Raw genomic sequence first — 15,478 nt, forward strand, 5'->3', positions numbered from 1 at the left:
TTCCGATCGGGTGAGTATGCCAACGTCAGTTGTTCGACTGCTCCTGACCTTCTTCTGACCTCTTCGGAGGGTCGTCCTGCGCAGCGTCCGGAGGTGTGGCCTGCGGGGTCTCCGCCGCGCCGGCCGGTGGCGCCACCATACTGACGACCGAGGACGTAGCGGCTCGGTCCCGGGCCGTGTACGTCTCCCTCTCGGACCCCTTCTTGATCGTACGGTCGGGGTGCCCGGATAGCATCCGGCGCATGGAGCCCACCGAACCGCGAGTGAAGGTCGTCGTCGCCGACGAGGTCGCCACCGTCGTCGTCTCGAACCCGGCCAAGCGCAACGCGATGACGGCAGCGATGTGGCGGTCCCTGCCCGAGCTGCTCGCGCCGCTCGCCGTCGACCCCGCGGTCCGCGCTCTGGTGCTCACGGGCGACGGCACGACCTTCTGCGCCGGCGCGGACATCTCCACGCTGCGGGAGCCGGGCGACGAGCAGCAGTCGCTCGCGGTGCGCGCCGAGGAGGCGCTCGCCGCGTTCCCCAAGCCGACGCTCGCCGCGGTCCGGGGCTACTGCGTCGGCGGCGGCAGCCAGCTCGCCGCGGCGTGCGATCTGAGGTTCGCGGAGGAGGGCGCGCGGTTCGGGGTCACCCCGTCGAAGCTCGGGATCGTCTACCCCTCCTCCTCGACCCGGCGGCTGGCCGCGCTGGTGGGGCCGTCGGCCGCCAAGTACCTGCTCTTCTCCGGCGAGTTGATCGACGCGGAGCGTGCGCTGCGCACCGGTCTGGTGGACGAGGTGCTCCCGGCGGGCGAACTGGACAAGCGGGTCGCCGAGTTCACCCGGGTGCTGGTCACGCGCTCCCTGCTGACCCAGGCGGCGGCCAAGGAGTTCGCGGACGGGCGCACCGACCGGGACGCGCACTGGGCCGAGCAGGCACGCGGCAGCGGCGACACCGCGGAGGGTGTCGCCGCCTTCCTGGAGCGCCGCGCGCCCCGCTTCACGTACGAGGTCTGAGGCGCCGCCCTCCGGGTGGCCCGGCGGTCAGCCCTGGGGCAGGTCTTCGGTGGCCGTACCGCGCCAGCGGGCGACGATCTCGGCCGGGGCCTTCTCCGGGGAGCCCGCGTCGTAGGGCGGCTGCGGGTCGTACTCGGTCAGCAGCTGAATGGTCTGCGCCGTCGCGTCGCCCGCGATCCTGCCGATGAGGTGCAGCGCCATGTCGATGCCGGACGAGACCCCGGCGGCGGTGACGTACTTGCCGTCGAAGACGACCCGCTCACCGGTGGGCTCGACGCCGACCCCTCGGAGCTCGTCGAAGGCGAGCCAGTGGGTGGTGGCCCGGCGGCCGTCGAGCAGACCCGCGGCCCCGAGGATCAGCGAGCCCGTGCAGACCGAGGTGGTCCAGGTGCTGGTCGCGTCGGCGGTGCGGAGCCAGTCCAGGATCTCCGGGTCGTTCATCGCCGTACGGGAGTCGGGGCCGCCCGGAACCAGGACGATGTCCGGGGTCGGCACGTCCGCGAGGGTCTTGTCGGCGACGAGCGCGAGGCTGCCCTGGTCGTTGCGGACCGGTCCGGCCTCCTTGGCGACGAAGACCGTCTCGGCACCGGGGATGCGGGCGAGCAGCTCGTAGGGGCCGACGGCGTCGAGCGTGGTGAAACGGTCGTAGAGCAGCACGGCGATCTGCATGGTGTTCCCTTCAGCGGGTGTTCTGTGGTGCGTTCGGTACGGGTGCGTGGAAGCGGCGGCGGTACTCCGCCGGTGCGGTGCCCATGGCTTTGACGAAGGCCCGGCGCATGGCCTCGGGGGTGCCGTAGCCGGCGGCCCGGGACACCTCCAGGACGCCGTCGGCCGTCTCCTCCAGGAGCCTGCGCGCGTGTTCGAGCCGGACCTGGTCGACGTACCGGCCCGGGGTCGTCCCGGTCTCCGCGTGGAACGCGCGGGCGAAGTGGCGCGGCGACAGCCGGGCGCGGGCGGCGAGCGCCTCGACGGAGAGGTCTCCTTCGGGATGCTCGGTGATCCACTGCTGGAGGTCCCGCAGCGGCGCGCGCTGGGCGGTCTGGGCGGAGAGCTGGGCGCTGAACTGCGCCTGGTTGCCCGGTCGGCGCAGGAAGACCACCAGATGGCGGGCGACGGTCAGCGCGGTGTCCCGGCCCAGGTCCTCCTCCACGAGCGCGAGCGCGAGGTCGATGCCGGCGGTGACGCCCGCGGAGGTGGCGAGGGCGCCGTCGCGGACGAAGATGGGATCCGGCTCCACCTGGACCTCGGGGTAGCAGCGGGCGAGGTGGTCGCAGACGGACCAGTGGGTGGTGGCCCGGTGGCCGTCGAGGAGCCCGGCCTCGGCGAGCAGCAGGGCGCCGGTACAGACCGAGACCAGCCTCTCGGCACGCGGCGCGGCGGCGCGCAGCCACTCGATCAGCCGCGGGTCCGGACGGCGGGTGCCCTCGCCGCCGGGGACGAGCAGGGTGTGGGGGCGCTCCGCGGCGGCGAGCGTCGTGTCCGGGAGCAGTCGCAGGCCGCTCTGGGTGCGGACCGGGCCGCCGTCGAGCGAGGCCGTCACGATCGGGTAGGCGCTGTCGCCGCCCGCGGCGCGAGCCGCTCCGGCGAACACCTCCACCGGTCCGGTGACATCCAGGCTCTGCACGTCGTCGAAGAGGACGACGAGCACGGGTCGCTTCGTCATGTGATCCATCCTCGGCAGAGCGCCGGATGTCCGCAATGACGAAGAACCCACCTTTCCTGCCATCGGCCACCACCTGGCGGAGCCCGCCCTTCCGGTCGTACCGACCAGTCGGTAACGTTCCGTCCCATGACCTCTCTGCCGCCCCGCGCGGGCCGTCGCTGCCACCACATGCTCAACCCGATGCACTCCACCGTGTACTTCTCGCCCGATCTGGACACCGAGTTCCGTGCCCTCGGCTTCGACGACGTGACGGCCATGCGGCTCGCCTCGCGCAGCGCCGCGATGGGGGCCGTCGGCGCGGGAACCGTCGCCGCGGCCTTCTCCAACTACAACGTCGAGATGCTGGCCCAGCACCTGCCCGCCGTCTGGGACATCGCCTCGCCCACGGAGGTGGTGGCCGCGCGGCTGCGCGCCGTGGACGCCACGATGCTCCGTCTCCTCGGCCCGGACGCCCTCGCGTCGGCCGAGATGGCGGAGGCCGCCGAGCTCGCCCTGCGCGCCACCGAGGCCTGCACCCGGCACGCCCGGCCGCTCTACTCGGCCCATGCCGACCTGCCCGTCCCGGAGCAGCCGCACCTGCGCTACTGGCACGCCGCGACGCTCCTGCGCGAGCACCGGGGCGACGGCCACCTGGCGGCCCTCCTGAGCGCGGGCCTCGACCCGCTGGAGGCGATGGTCAGCCACACCGCCACCGGCACGGGCATGAACCCTCGCTGGGCCCTGGGCGCCCGCGGCTGGCGGCGCACCGACTGGGACGCGGCGGCGGCGCGCCTGCGGGAGCGCGGCCTCCTCGACGCGGACGGCGAGCTCACGCTGGAGGGCACGGCCGTGCGCGACGCGGTCGAGGACCACACGGACCGCCTGGACTCGGCCCCGTACGAGCACCTGGGCGCGGCGGGGGTGGAACGCCTCACCGAGCTGGGCAAGGCCTTCCGCAACGCGGCACTCCTCGCGGGCGCCTTCCCCGCGGACCTCGCCGACAAGGGCTGACACGGCCGGGCCGGGCCGCGTGCGGGGTTCCGGGAGGGGACGCGGCAGAATGCAGTCGCAAGCTTGAGGCACGAGAAGGCGAGTCGGGACACCGTGACGACGTCCATCGAAGGCAGGATCGCCGAGGAACTCGGCGTACGTGAGCGACAGGTGAGGGCGGCCGTCGAGCTGCTCGACGGCGGCTCGACCGTGCCGTTCATCGCGCGCTACCGCAAGGAAGCGACCGAGATGCTCGACGACGCCCAGCTGCGCACGCTCGAGGAGCGGCTGCGCTATCTGCGGGAGCTGGAGGACCGGCGGACCGCCATCCTCGACTCCGTCCGGGAGCAGGGCAAGCTGACCGCCGAGGTGGAGGCCCAGCTCCGGGCCGCCGACACCAAGGCCCGGCTGGAGGACATCTACCTGCCCTTCAAGCCCAAGCGCCGCACCAAGGCGCAGATCGCCCGGGAGGCCGGTCTCGAACCACTGGCGGAGGGGCTCCTCGCGGACCCCTCCGTGGACCCCTCCGCCGCCGCGGCGGCCTTCGTGGACGCCGGCAAGGGCGTCGCCGACGCCGCCGCCGCACTGGAGGGCGCCCGCGCCGTCCTCACGGAGAAGTTCTCCGAGGACGCCGACCTGATCGGCGACCTGCGTGAGCGGATGTGGGGCCGGGGCCGGCTCGCGGCCAAGGTCCGGGACGGCAAGGAGGAGGCGGGAGCGAAGTTCGCCGACTACTTCGACTTCGCCGAGCCGTTCACGGCGCTGCCCTCGCACCGGATCCTCGCGATGCTGCGCGGTGAGAAGGAGGACGTCCTCTCCCTGGAGCTGGAGCCGGAGGAGCCCTCCGACGCGCCCGGCCCGTCCTCGTACGAGTCCCTCGTCGCCTCCCGCTTCGGCGTGGCCGAGCGGGGGCGCCCGGGCGACAAGTGGCTGCTCGACACGGTTCGCTGGGCCTGGCGGACCCGGATCCTCGTCCACCTCGGGATCGACCTGCGGCTGCGGCTGCGGACGGCGGCGGAGGACGAGGCGGTACGGGTCTTCGCGGCGAACCTGCGCGACCTGCTGCTCGCCGCCCCGGCCGGCACGCGGGCGACCCTGGGCCTGGACCCCGGTTTCCGTACGGGTGTCAAGGTGGCCGTGGTCGACGCGACGGGCAAGGTCGTGGCGACCGACACGATCTACCCGCACGTCCCGGCGAACAAGTGGGACGAGTCGCTGGCGAAGCTGGCTCGGCTCGCCAAGCAGCACGCGGTCGAGCTGGTCGCCATCGGCAACGGCACGGCCTCTCGCGAGACGGACAAGCTGGCCGGTGAACTCATCGCCAAGCACCCGGAGCTGGGGCTCACGAAGGTCATGGTCTCCGAGGCGGGCGCCTCGGTGTACTCCGCGTCGGCCTTCGCCTCGCAGGAACTGCCGGAGCTGGACGTCTCGTTGCGCGGCGCGGTCTCCATCGCGCGGCGGCTCCAGGACCCGCTGGCCGAGCTCGTGAAGATCGACCCGAAGTCGATCGGCGTCGGGCAGTACCAGCACGACCTGTCCGAGGTGAAGCTCTCGCGCTCCCTCGACGCGGTCGTCGAGGACTGTGTGAACGGTGTCGGTGTCGACGTCAACACCGCCTCCGCTCCGCTGCTCTCGCGGGTGTCCGGCATCGGCGCCGGCCTCGCGGAGAACATCGTGGCGCACCGCGACGCCAACGGGCCCTTCCGGTCGCGGAGGTCGCTGAAGGACGTGGCGCGGCTCGGACCGAAGGCGTACGAGCAGTGTGCGGGCTTCCTGCGGATCCGGGGCGGGGACGACCCGCTGGACGCGTCCTCGGTGCACCCGGAGGCGTACCCGGTGGTGCGGCGGATGGTGAAGACGACGGGCGGCGAGGTCGCGTCGCTGATCGGCAACACGGGCGTGCTGCGGTCGCTGCGGGCGGACGAGTTCGTCGACGAGACCTTCGGTCTGCCGACGGTCACCGACATCCTGCGCGAGCTGGAGAAGCCGGGGCGGGATCCGCGGCCGGCGTTCAAGACGGCGACCTTCAAGGAGGGCGTCGAGAAGATCGGCGACCTGGAGCCGGGGATGGTCCTGGAGGGCGTGGTCACGAACGTGGCGGCGTTCGGGGCGTTCGTGGACATCGGCGTGCACCAGGACGGGCTCGTGCACGTGTCGGCCATGTCGAAGAACTTCGTGAAGGACCCCCGGGACGTGGTGAAGCCGGGTGACGTGGTCCGGGTGAAGGTCCAGGACGTCGACATCCCGCGCAAGCGGATCTCGCTGACGCTGCGGCTGGACGACGAGGCGACGGCGGATGCCGGAGGCGGTGCGCCGAAGCGGGAGCGTGGTGACCGCGGTGAGCGTGGCGGGCGCGGTGAGCGGGGCGGGCGCGGTGAGCGTGGCGACCGTGGTGGCCGCCCGCCGCAGCAGCGCCGCGGACAGTCCCAGTCCCAGTCCCAGGGCGGCTCGGCCCCGGCGCCCGCGAACAGCGCGATGGCGGACGCCCTGCGCAAGGCGGGCCTGCTGAACCAGGACGGCGGCGGCGGGAAGCGACGCGGCCGCTGACGCGATGCGGGCCCGGCCTCATGGCCGGGCCCGTGGCCCGTTCCTCTCCCCCGCGCCCGCCGGTGCGGGGTCAGCCGTTCGGGAGGAAGCGGAGGGCCCACTCCGCACGGTGGGCGACCGTGAGGTCGTCGTCCTCCGTCAGGGGCTGGAGCAGGGCCCGGGAGCGCTGCGGGTCGGCCTGGACCAGGTCGACGATCTCCGCCGCCAGGGAGTCCTGGTCGTCGCCCAGGTCGACGGAGGAGGCCCGCAGCAGCGCCGGGAGCGCGTCCGGGCCGCCGATCGCGGCGAGGACGCCGCCGAGGAGCTCACGGGCGTAGGCGTTGCGCTCGACGAGGGCACGGTCCAGTTCGGCCTGGAGGCGCGGGAGCAGCGCCGCGTCGCCCGAGGCGGCGATCTCGTCCGCGAGGTCGATGGTCTCGTCGACGTCGGAGTCGAGGTCGTCCAGCATCTCGGTGAGGCGGGTCAGCAGGTCGGTCATGGTGTCTCCTGGAATGCGCCGTCCCTCAGGACGGGGACCGTCTCCGAGGTGTCGGCCTCGGCGGCCACCGCGACGTCCTGCGGATAGCCGTACTCGTACAGTTCACGCCCGGAATCGCACCGGTGCAGCTCCGCCACGGGATCGTCCGTCGCCTCCCAGAGCGTCGCCGCCGCCCGCGCCTCGGGTGTGAGGGCGTACGAGCCGAGCGCGCGCAGGGCCGAGAGCACACCGCCCGCCCCGAGGAGGTCCTCCAGGGCAGGGCGCAGGGAGCCGTCGGGCCAGCGTTCGCCCGAGGCGACGACGGCGAGGGGGCGGGAGGCGGAGCCGTACCCGTGCCGGGCGAGCCAGCGGGCGACGGCCGTGCGGTTGCGGAGCGACGCGGCGACCACGGTCGCCTCTCCCGCCTGCGCGGAGATCGTGGAGCCGTTCGGGGACGGCAGGACCAGGCGGGGGGTGGGCGGGGCCGCCCGCAGGGCTGCCGGGGAGAGGGTCCAGGGCGTCCGGGGCGACGCTTCGCTCCGGCCGACGGCCAGCGCCGCGTCGAGCCCGGCCGCGTACGTCACGGCCGTCTCGTCCCTCCAGCGGTAGGGGAAGACGGCGGTGCCGGACTCCACCGCCACGCCGACCGAGGTCGTGAACGAGAGGACGTCGACGACGACCAGGCACGCGGCGTCGCGGGCGAGGACGGCGGCCTCCGTGGGGCCCCAGCCGAAGGCCACCCCCATCAGAGCTCGGTCACCTTGCCGGCCGCGACCTCGATACGGCGGGTGGTGCGGACCGCGTCCAGCATGCGCCGGTCGTGGGTCACCAGGAGGAGGGTGCCGGTGTAGGAGTCGAGCGCGGACTCCAGCTGCTCGATGGCCGGCAGGTCGAGGTGGTTCGTCGGCTCGTCGAGGACGAGGAGGTTGACGCCCCTGCCCTGGAGGAGGGCGAGCGCGGCCCGGGTCCGCTCCCCCGGGGAGAGCGTGGTGGCGGGGCGCAGGACGTGGTCGGCCTTGAGGCCGAACTTCGCCAGCAGGGTCCGCACCTCGGCGGGCTCCGTCTCGGGGACGGCGGCGCAGAACGCGTCGAGCAGCGACTCGGAGCCGTGGAAGAGCTTGCGGGCCTGGTCGACCTCGCCGACGACGACGCCCGAGCCCAGCACCGCGTCGCCCGCGTCGAGCGCCAGACGGCCGAGGAGCGCGGCGAGCAGCGTCGACTTGCCCGCGCCGTTCGCGCCGGTGATCGCGACCCGGTCGGCCCAGTCGATCTGGAGGGTGGCGGGCCCGAACCGGAAGTCGCCGCGCCGGACCTCGGCCTCGCGCAGGGTCGCCACGACCGAGCCGGAGCGCGGGGCGGAGGCGATCTCCATCCGCAGCTCCCACTCCTTGCGGGGCTCCTCGACGACGTCGAGCCGCTCGATCATCCGCTGCGTCTGGCGGGCCTTCGCGGCCTGCTTCTCGCTCGACTCGCCCCGGAGCTTCCGGCCGATCTTGTCGTTGTCGGTGGCCTTGCGGCGGGCGTTGCGTACGCCCTTGTCCATCCAGTTCCGCTGCATCAGGGCGCGGCCTTCGAGGGCGGACTTCTTGTCGGAGTACTCCTCGTACTCCTCGCGGGCGTGGCGCCGGGCGGTGTCCCGCTCCTCCAGGTAGGCCTCGTAGCCGCCGCCGTAGAGCGTGATCTGCTGCTGGGCGAGGTCGAGTTCGAGGACCTTGGTGACCGTGCGGGTGAGGAACTCGCGGTCGTGGCTGATGACGACCGTCCCGGCGCGCAGGCCCTGGACGAAGGTCTCGAGCCGTTCCAGACCGTCGAGGTCGAGGTCGTTGGTGGGCTCGTCGAGCAGGAAGACGTCGTACCGGGAGAGGAGGAGCGAGGCGAGACCGGCGCGGGCGGCCTGGCCGCCGGAGAGCGAGGTCATCGGCTGGTCGAGGCCGACGGTCAGGCCGAGGGAGTCGGCGACCTCCTCGGCCCGCTCGTCGAGGTCCGCACCGCCGAGGCCGAGCCAGCGCTCCAGGCTCACGGCGTACGCGTCGTCGGCGCCGGGCGTCCCGTCGACCAGGCCCTGGGTGGCCTCGTCCATGGCGGTCTGCGCGGCCGCGACCCCGGTGCGGCGGGCCAGGAAGTCCCGGATCGTCTCCCCCTCGCGCCGCTCCGGTTCCTGCGGGAGGTGGCCGACGGTGGCGGTGGGGGGTGAGAGCTTCAGCTCGCCGTCCTCGGGGGTGTCGAGTCCGGCGAGCAGCCGCAGCAGGGTCGACTTGCCGGCGCCGTTGACACCGACGAGGCCGATGACGTCGCCGGGGGCGACGACGAGGTCGAGGCCGGCGAAGAGGGAGCGTTCGCCGTGGCCGGCGGCGAGGTCCTTGGCGACGAGAGTGGCAGTCATCAGGAAACGAATCGTATGCCACCTCTCAGGGCAGGACCGGGACGGCCGTCTCACCCCCGGTGGTCCGGGCCACCAGGAACGTCCTTCCTGTTCCGCCTCGGTCTCGGGCGGGATCCGATGCGTGCCCGTCTCGCGGCACCGGGGTCGGGGTAGCGTCCGTCCATGAGCGACGACGTGATCGTGGTGGGTGGCGGGGTCATCGGTCTGACGACCGCCCTGACGCTGGCGGAGCGTGGACTCCGGGTACGGGTGTGGTCGCGGGACGCGGTGACGGGGACGACCTCCGCGGTGGCGGGGGCGCTGTGGTGGCCGTACCGGATCGAGCCGGCCGACGAGGTGGCCGGCTGGGCTCTGGAGTCGCTGCGGGTGTACGAGAAGCTCGCGGGCGACGCGGCGGCGACCGGCGTGCGGATCGTGGCCGGCGTCCACGCGGACATGGTCCTCGGCGACCTGGGCGACTGGGCGCGGGAGGTCCCGGGGCTGCGGCAGCTGTCGTCGGCCGAGGTGCCGGGGCCGTACGGAACGGGACTCGCGGCGCGGCTGCCGCTGATCGACATGCCCGTCCATCTGGCGTGGCTGCGCGGCCGCCTGGAGGCGGCGGGCGTGGTCGTGGAGCGCCGTACGGTGACCGGGTTCGCCGAGGCGGCCCGGGCGGCACGGGTGGTGGTGAACTGCACGGGTCTGGCCGCCGGAGAACTCGTGCCCGACCCGGGGATGCGGCCGGTGCGGGGGCAGTTGGTGGTGGTCGAGAACCCGGGGATCGGGGAGTGGTTCACGGCGGCCGACGCCGCGTCGAGCGAGACGACGTACTTCTTCCCGCAGCCGGGGCGGCTGATCCTGGGCGGAACGGCGCAGGAGGACGACGAGCGGCAGGATCCCGATCCGGCGGACGCGGCGGCGATCGTGGCGCGGTGCGCCCGCGTACGGCCCGAGATCGCGGACGCCCGGGTGCTCGGGCACCGGGTGGGGCTGCGGCCGGCGCGGTCGGGTGGGGTGCGGATCGCGGCGGAGCCGCTGGCGGGCGGTGGACGTCTCGTCCACAACTACGGCCACGGAGGCGCGGGGGTGACCGTCGCCTGGGGCTGCGCCCTGCGGGCGGCGGAGCTGGCCGTCGGCTGACGGTCGGGGAGCTGCCGGCTCCGGCCCGGTCCGGGGATCGGGCCGGAGCCGGCCGGCACGGGTCAGGGTTCGTCCCCCGGCGTCCGCGCGCCGGGCCCGATCCGCAGCTCGAAGTCGCCGTCGTACTTCTCGTGGCCCGCGATCACGGCGAGTTCGACGACCTCCTCGCCCACTTCGCCCCGGACGATCAGCGGGTCGTGCCGGAGGTCCCGCATGAGCGCCACGCACATGCCGATCATCACGAGGACGAACGGCGCGGCCACCAGGATCGTGAGGTTCTGGAGGCCCGCGAGCGCGTCACCCTGCCCGTCCCCGATGAGGAGCATGATCGCGGCGACGGCCCCGGTCACCACGCCCCAGAACACCACCACGGGACGGGTCGGTTCGAAGGAGCCGCGCTGCGAGAGCGTGCCCATGACGATCGAGGCCGCGTCCGCGCCCGACACGAAGAAGATGCCGACGAGGATCATCACGAGCAGACTCATCGCGCCGGTGAGGGGGAACTCCTGGAGAAGGCCGAAGAGTTGCCCCTCGGGAGTCGTCTCGTCCCCCAGCTGGCCGCGTTCGCTCAGCTTCATCGCCGTGCCACCGAAGATGGCGAACCAGATGAGGCTCACCGTGCTCGGCACGAGGATGACCCCGCCGACGAACTGACGGATCGTCCGGCCCTTGCTGATGCGGGCGATGAACATGCCGACGAAGGGCGTCCAGGAGATCCACCAGGCCCAGTAGAAGACGGTCCAGCTCCCCAGCCAGTCATGGACGTCCTCCCCGCCCGTGACCTCGGTGCGGCCGATCAGCTGCGGCAGGTCGCCGATGTAGGCGGCGATCGAGGTGGGCAGCAGGTCGAGTACGACGATGGTCGGGCCGGCCACGAAGACGAACACGGCGAGCACCAGGGCGAGCACCATGTTGGTGTTGGAGAGCCACTGGATGCCCTTCTCGACACCCGAGACGGCGGACAGCACGAAGGCCACGGTCAGGACGGCGATGATCCCGACGAGCAGCCCGGTGCCGGTCGTCTCCAGCCAGCCCAACTCCTCGACGCCGCTGCCGATCTGGAGCGCGCCGAGGCCCAGCGAGGCGGCCGAGCCGAAGAGGGTGGCGAAGATGGCCAGGATGTCGATGACCCGGCCCGGAGCTCCGTTGGCCGCCTTCTTCCCGATCAGCGGCACGAAGACGGCGCTGATGGTCTGCCGCCGGCGGCGCCGGAACGTGGAGTACGCGATCGCGAGGCCCACGACGGCGTAGATCGCCCAGGGATGGAGCGTCCAGTGGAAGAGGGTGGTCGCCATGGCGACCTGCATCCGCTCCGCCGAGTCGGCGGGGCTGGTGCCGGGCGGCGGGGTGCCGTAGTGGGCGAGCGGTTCGCTCACGCCGTAGAACATCAGGCCGATGCCCATGCCCGCGCTGAACATCATCGCGATCCACGACACGGTCCGGAACTCCGGGCCCTCGGTCTCGTGGCCGAGCGTGATCCGCCCGTACCGGCTGATGGCGAGCCACAGCGCGAAGACGACGAAACCGGAGGCGGCGAGCATGAACGCCCATCCCCAGTTGCGGATCAGGCCGTCGAGGAGCTTGCTGGAGACGCTCTCCAGGCTGTCCGTGGCGGTGGCGCCCCAGACCACGAAGGCGACGGTGAGGACGGCGGTGACACCGAACACGATCCAGTCGGTCCGGGCCCTGGGTTCGTGGCCGGGGTGGCGCGGGAGGGCCGCCGTCACCGGCAGCCCCTCACGGCCCCCACCCCGGCCCCCGCCGCCGCGGGGTTCGCCCGCTCTCTGATCTTCCTGCGACACAGGTGGCACCTTTCACGGCATTACGGACAAACTCAACTCGCTCCGTAAGGCAGTACCACAGGTGACGGGCTACTTCCGGGACCAACTCAGCCGATCAACAGACCTCCACCGGCACGCCGGTGGTGAGCCGGTAGGTGGCCCGGCCGTCGAGCAGCAGCGGGACCAGGGCCCGCTGCGACTGGCGCAGGGGGACGAACGCCCCGCCGCCCTCCCTGCGGACCGTGACCCCGTGCAGCGCCAGCTCGTCGCCGAACTCGGCGTACTGGGCGGCGTCGAGGCGATAGCCGCAGGGCGGGTCCTGGAGGATCTCCGCGGGGTCGGCCGGGTCGTTGTCGGCGCCGCCGAGAAGCACGGGCCCCCGGTCGGCGAACCCGGCGTGGCGCGCCAGTGCCGTCGCCGCGCCGAGGCGGCCACGCCGCTCCGCCACGTAGGCGAAGGCACCCTTCAGCGCGCTGAGTTGGGTGGCGACGCGGCGGCGCTGGTTCCGGGCGGCGTCGTCCTTCTCGGCCTCGGTCAGGGCCTCGATCCGGGTCTCGACGAGCAGACCGACGGAGTGCTTGACGCCGGCCGTGTTGCGCAGGATGCGCTCCTGGCCGTCACCGGCCACCTGCCTCACCGGCTGCCCGGTCAGGGGATCGGTCCAGATGCCGTAGATCCCGCTGCTGAAGCCGGCGAGCCCGGCCGCCGGCCGGACGTAGGACTCCGACAGGGTGCGGGCCTCGTCGTGCACCTGGGCGTCGGCGTTGAGGTTGCGCGGCCAGAGGGCGAGCAGGTCCTTGTCGTAGTACGGCGAGGTGCCGTCGTACTCGTGCAGGTCGTAGATCAGCTCGGGGCGCCGGTCCCGGACGAGGGCGGCGAGGGCACGGCCCTCGGAGGTCTCCAGGGCGATGTGGTCACGGTTGACGTCGATCCCGTCGGCGTTTCCCCGGGTGTCCGCCTCGCGCCCGTCGGGGTTGGCGGTGGGGACGACGAGGACGGTCGTACGGGAGAGGAAGCGGCGGGTCTCGGCGTCCCGGGCGAACGCCAGGTCACGCAGGGTGGTGAGGCAGGCCTCCCGGCCCGAGGGTTCGTCACCGTGCTGGGAGCAGACGAGCAGCACGGTGGTGGGGGCCGCGCTCGGGCCGCGGGTGCCGACCGTGGCGAGCCGGATCGGGCGCCCCTGCTTCGTCGTCCCGACGGTCCGCACGGCGACACGGTCACTGCCCCGGTCGACGGCGGCGAGGAAGTCGGTCTCCTGCCGTTCCGTGGTCCACCGCGCCCCCTGGCTCAGCTCGAACCCGGTCCGCGGGGGCGGGGCCGGGGCCGCGCCGCCGGCCGCCTCGGCGGGCACGGCGACGAGCGGGAGGGCGAGGGCCGCGACCCCCGCCACGAGGACGATCGTGCGCCGGGAGCGGCGGCTCGGTGCGCGGGTCATCGGGCCTCACCCGGGACAGGGATGTCCGACCGCGCGGGCCCGACACCGGTGAGCGGCTGCCCGGCCTGTGCCGAGCGAGCGCCGACGGTACCGGCCGTCGCCCGCGCGAAGGCCGAGGCGCCGCCGACGAGGGGAAGTTTCGCCCACGTACGAGTGAGGTCGAGGGTGAGGGTCGGCGTGGTGGACGGAGGGTCGAGAAGGTCCCGGTCCGTGCCGCCGACGATCAGGGCGAGCCGGTGGCCCGCCGGCACGACGTGGTCGGTGGCCGCCAGCTTCAGCGTGATCGTGTAGGCCGTGCCGGGTGTCAGCGGCCTGCCCTTGCGCAGATCGGCCCAGGTGCCCAGGTCGGCCCAGCCGCGGCTGACGACGGTGAGGTCCACGTCCGCCGTACGGGCCTCGGTCTCCTTGAAGCAGGCGCTGTCGCCGCTCGTGCTCGCGCCCCAGCAGGACCGCTGGGCGAGGGTGGTGATGCCCTCGCCGGGCGCCGCGTAGTCCCTGATGGTGTCGGGGCCGAGGTCGACGAGAACGGCGGTCAGGTGCGCGGTCGCGGTGGACGGGGTGGCCGTGACGGTCACCGTGGAGGGGCCGGAGAGCCGCAGGTCGCGGGTGAGCGGCCGGCTGGTGAACCCGGCTTTGGCGGGGGTGGGGTCGTCGATCCGCGCGGCCCAGTCGGTCTCGCCCAGGGTGGGGTCGTCGGTGAAGGTCTCCGTGGCGCCGGGGGCGGCGGGGGTGCGGGTCAGCGTTCCCACGCCGGGTGCCCGGCCGGTGCCGGGGCGCAGGGTGGTGGGCTCGGTGGCGCGCGGCGGCCAGACGCGGTCGGTGGTCCAGCGGTCCGGCGCCCGCTCGATGTCCGCCATCGGCTCGCGGTCGATGCCGTTGTCGTGGCCGAGGAGGTAGTGGTCGAACCAGCGGTGCAGGGTGCGGACCCAGTCGGCGCGCCGGAAGTCGAAGGGGTCGACGTGGCCGGTCTGGGAGAGCCAGATCTTGCGCTCGACACCGCGGGCGGCGAGGGCGTCCCACCACTGGCCGAACTGGTTGGCGCGGACGTTGAGGTCCTGCTGCCCGTGCACGACGAAGACGCTCGCCCGCACCTTCCCGGCGTCCGGGACGTGGTCGCGCTCGCTCCAGGCGCGGGTCCAGTCGCCGCTGTACGGGGTGGCGGCGGTGATGCGGTCCTGGACCGCGCCGCAACGCCCCTGCGCCTCGGGGCTGTTGACGTAGTCGGAGAGCCAGCTGGGATTGGCGTTGTAGAGCGGGGCGCCCTGCGAGTGGAAGTAGTCGTACCAGGAGGAGATCGCGCCGATCGGGACGATCGTCTCCAGGCCCTCCACACCGGTCGCGGCGACGCCGTTGGCGATGGTGCCGTCCCAGCTCTTGCCGATCATGCCGACCTTGCCGGTGGACCAGGTGGTGGCGCGGGCCCGTTCGGAGCCGGTGCGGGTGGTGTAGCCGCGGGCGCGGCCGTTCAGCCAGTCGACCACCGCCTTGGCGGACCGGACGTCGGAGCGGCCGCCGACGTCGTCGCAGCCGTCGGAGCGGTTGGTGCCGGCGAGGTCGACGGCGACGAAGGCGTAGCCGCGGGGCACGAAGTAGTTGTCGTAGAAGAGCGGGAACTGCACGGGGTCGCCGGCGGAGTCGTAGGTCTTCTTCTGGCTCTCGTTGCCCCGGCCGCAGCAGGCGTAGTACGGGCTCGCGTCCATGATGACCGGGATCTTCCGGCCGGTCGCCGCTGCCTCGCGGGGGCGGATGATGTCGGCGGCGACCCGGTCGGTACGGCCGTCGCCGTCGCCGTCGAGTCCGGTGTCCACCCAGACGGATTCCCGGACGGCGTCGCCGTAGGAGTACACCGGCCGGGACTCCCGTACCCCTGAGGCGTCCGCCCGGGTCGTGGCGCCGGCCGGGGAGACGAGGGCGGACATCAGGGCGGCCGTCGCGGCCACGGCCAGGGTTCTGAACGACAGACGGACTCCGCGGGTTCTCCGCTCACGTATCGCCATGGGGCGGAACGTACCCCCGTCAACTCCCGCGCAAAAGAGGGCCGTCGGGTCCGGACGGGCCGCCTGCGACGCGAGGGTTCGTTTCGGCCGAATGGCGATCGTGTGAAAGGAGGTCCTCTGGACGTGACGGGG

Annotated in this window: 12 protein-coding genes; 4 read left to right on the plus strand and 8 right to left on the minus strand. The window is 73.3% G+C overall.

Translation table 11 applies throughout. The features are described 5' to 3' along the window. The first annotated feature begins 242 nt into the window (after positions 1–242). Complete coding sequence (locus ACFVGW_RS01600) at positions 243–995, plus strand: enoyl-CoA hydratase/isomerase family protein (RefSeq protein ID WP_385850285.1); 753 nt, start codon at positions 243–245, stop codon at positions 993–995. A 27-nt stretch (positions 996–1,022) separates the two neighbouring features. Here ACFVGW_RS01600 and ACFVGW_RS01605 read toward each other — a convergent pair whose 3' ends face one another. Both ACFVGW_RS01605 and ACFVGW_RS01610 read right to left on the minus strand, forming a co-directional pair. Beyond that, positions 1,023–1,664, minus strand: a complete 642-nt coding sequence (locus ACFVGW_RS01605) for a DJ-1/PfpI family protein (RefSeq protein WP_352186195.1) — start codon at positions 1,662–1,664, stop codon at positions 1,023–1,025. Positions 1,665–1,674: 10 nt separating this feature from the next. Continuing rightward, the gene (locus ACFVGW_RS01610; RefSeq protein WP_385850286.1) at positions 1,675–2,658 is read right to left on the minus strand and encodes a GlxA family transcriptional regulator; all 984 of its coding nucleotides are present in this window, start codon (positions 2,656–2,658) and stop codon (positions 1,675–1,677) included. 126 nt (positions 2,659–2,784) lie between these two features. Between ACFVGW_RS01610 and ACFVGW_RS01615 the strand changes: the two genes are divergently transcribed. Together ACFVGW_RS01615 and ACFVGW_RS01620 are read left to right on the plus strand one after the other, a co-directional pair. Next, a complete protein-coding gene (locus ACFVGW_RS01615) occupies positions 2,785–3,648 on the plus strand; it encodes a hypothetical protein (protein ID WP_385850287.1) in 864 nt (287 codons plus the stop codon). A gap of 93 nt (positions 3,649–3,741) precedes the next feature. Beyond that, positions 3,742–6,174: a Tex family protein gene (locus tag ACFVGW_RS01620; RefSeq protein WP_385850288.1), complete on the plus strand. Its 2,433-nt coding sequence runs from the start codon at positions 3,742–3,744 to the stop codon at positions 6,172–6,174. 70 nt (positions 6,175–6,244) lie between these two features. Here ACFVGW_RS01620 and ACFVGW_RS01625 read toward each other — a convergent pair whose 3' ends face one another. Genes ACFVGW_RS01625 through ACFVGW_RS01635 form a run of 3 tightly spaced genes read right to left on the minus strand, consistent with a single transcriptional unit; the run spans position 6,245 to position 9,014 of the window. Continuing rightward, on the minus strand, positions 6,245–6,652 hold the full coding sequence (locus tag ACFVGW_RS01625) for a hypothetical protein (RefSeq protein ID WP_352186199.1): 408 nt from the start codon (positions 6,650–6,652) through the stop codon (positions 6,245–6,247). After that, a complete protein-coding gene (locus tag ACFVGW_RS01630) occupies positions 6,649–7,377 on the minus strand; it encodes a 2-phosphosulfolactate phosphatase (protein WP_385850289.1) in 729 nt (242 codons plus the stop codon). Before ACFVGW_RS01630 ends, ACFVGW_RS01625 begins: the two co-directional genes overlap by 4 nt. Continuing rightward, complete coding sequence (locus ACFVGW_RS01635; RefSeq protein WP_352186201.1) at positions 7,377–9,014, minus strand: ABC-F family ATP-binding cassette domain-containing protein; 1,638 nt, start codon at positions 9,012–9,014, stop codon at positions 7,377–7,379. Before ACFVGW_RS01635 ends, ACFVGW_RS01630 begins: the two co-directional genes overlap by 1 nt. A 162-nt stretch (positions 9,015–9,176) precedes the next feature. Between ACFVGW_RS01635 and ACFVGW_RS01640 the strand changes: the two genes are divergently transcribed. After that, positions 9,177–10,133, plus strand: a complete 957-nt coding sequence (locus ACFVGW_RS01640; protein ID WP_385850290.1) for an FAD-dependent oxidoreductase — start codon at positions 9,177–9,179, stop codon at positions 10,131–10,133. A 62-nt stretch (positions 10,134–10,195) separates the two neighbouring features. Here ACFVGW_RS01640 and ACFVGW_RS01645 read toward each other — a convergent pair whose 3' ends face one another. The 3 genes from ACFVGW_RS01645 to ACFVGW_RS01655 all read right to left on the minus strand — a co-directional run bounded on the left by ACFVGW_RS01645 (position 10,196) and on the right by ACFVGW_RS01655 (position 15,346). Further along, a complete protein-coding gene (locus ACFVGW_RS01645; RefSeq protein ID WP_385850549.1) occupies positions 10,196–11,866 on the minus strand; it encodes a BCCT family transporter in 1,671 nt (556 codons plus the stop codon). 163 nt (positions 11,867–12,029) lie between these two features. Then, on the minus strand, positions 12,030–13,349 hold the full coding sequence (locus tag ACFVGW_RS01650) for a M14 family metallocarboxypeptidase (protein ID WP_385850291.1): 1,320 nt from the start codon (positions 13,347–13,349) through the stop codon (positions 12,030–12,032). After that, complete coding sequence (locus ACFVGW_RS01655; RefSeq protein ID WP_385850292.1) at positions 13,346–15,346, minus strand: Xaa-Pro dipeptidyl-peptidase; 2,001 nt, start codon at positions 15,344–15,346, stop codon at positions 13,346–13,348. The genes ACFVGW_RS01650 and ACFVGW_RS01655 overlap by 4 nt, the downstream gene beginning before the upstream one ends. Positions 15,347–15,478: the final 132 nt, after the last annotated feature.

The organism is Streptomyces sp. NPDC127129 (assembly GCF_042671585.1).
In the GTDB taxonomy this organism is placed as follows: domain Bacteria; phylum Actinomycetota; class Actinomycetes; order Streptomycetales; family Streptomycetaceae; genus Streptomyces.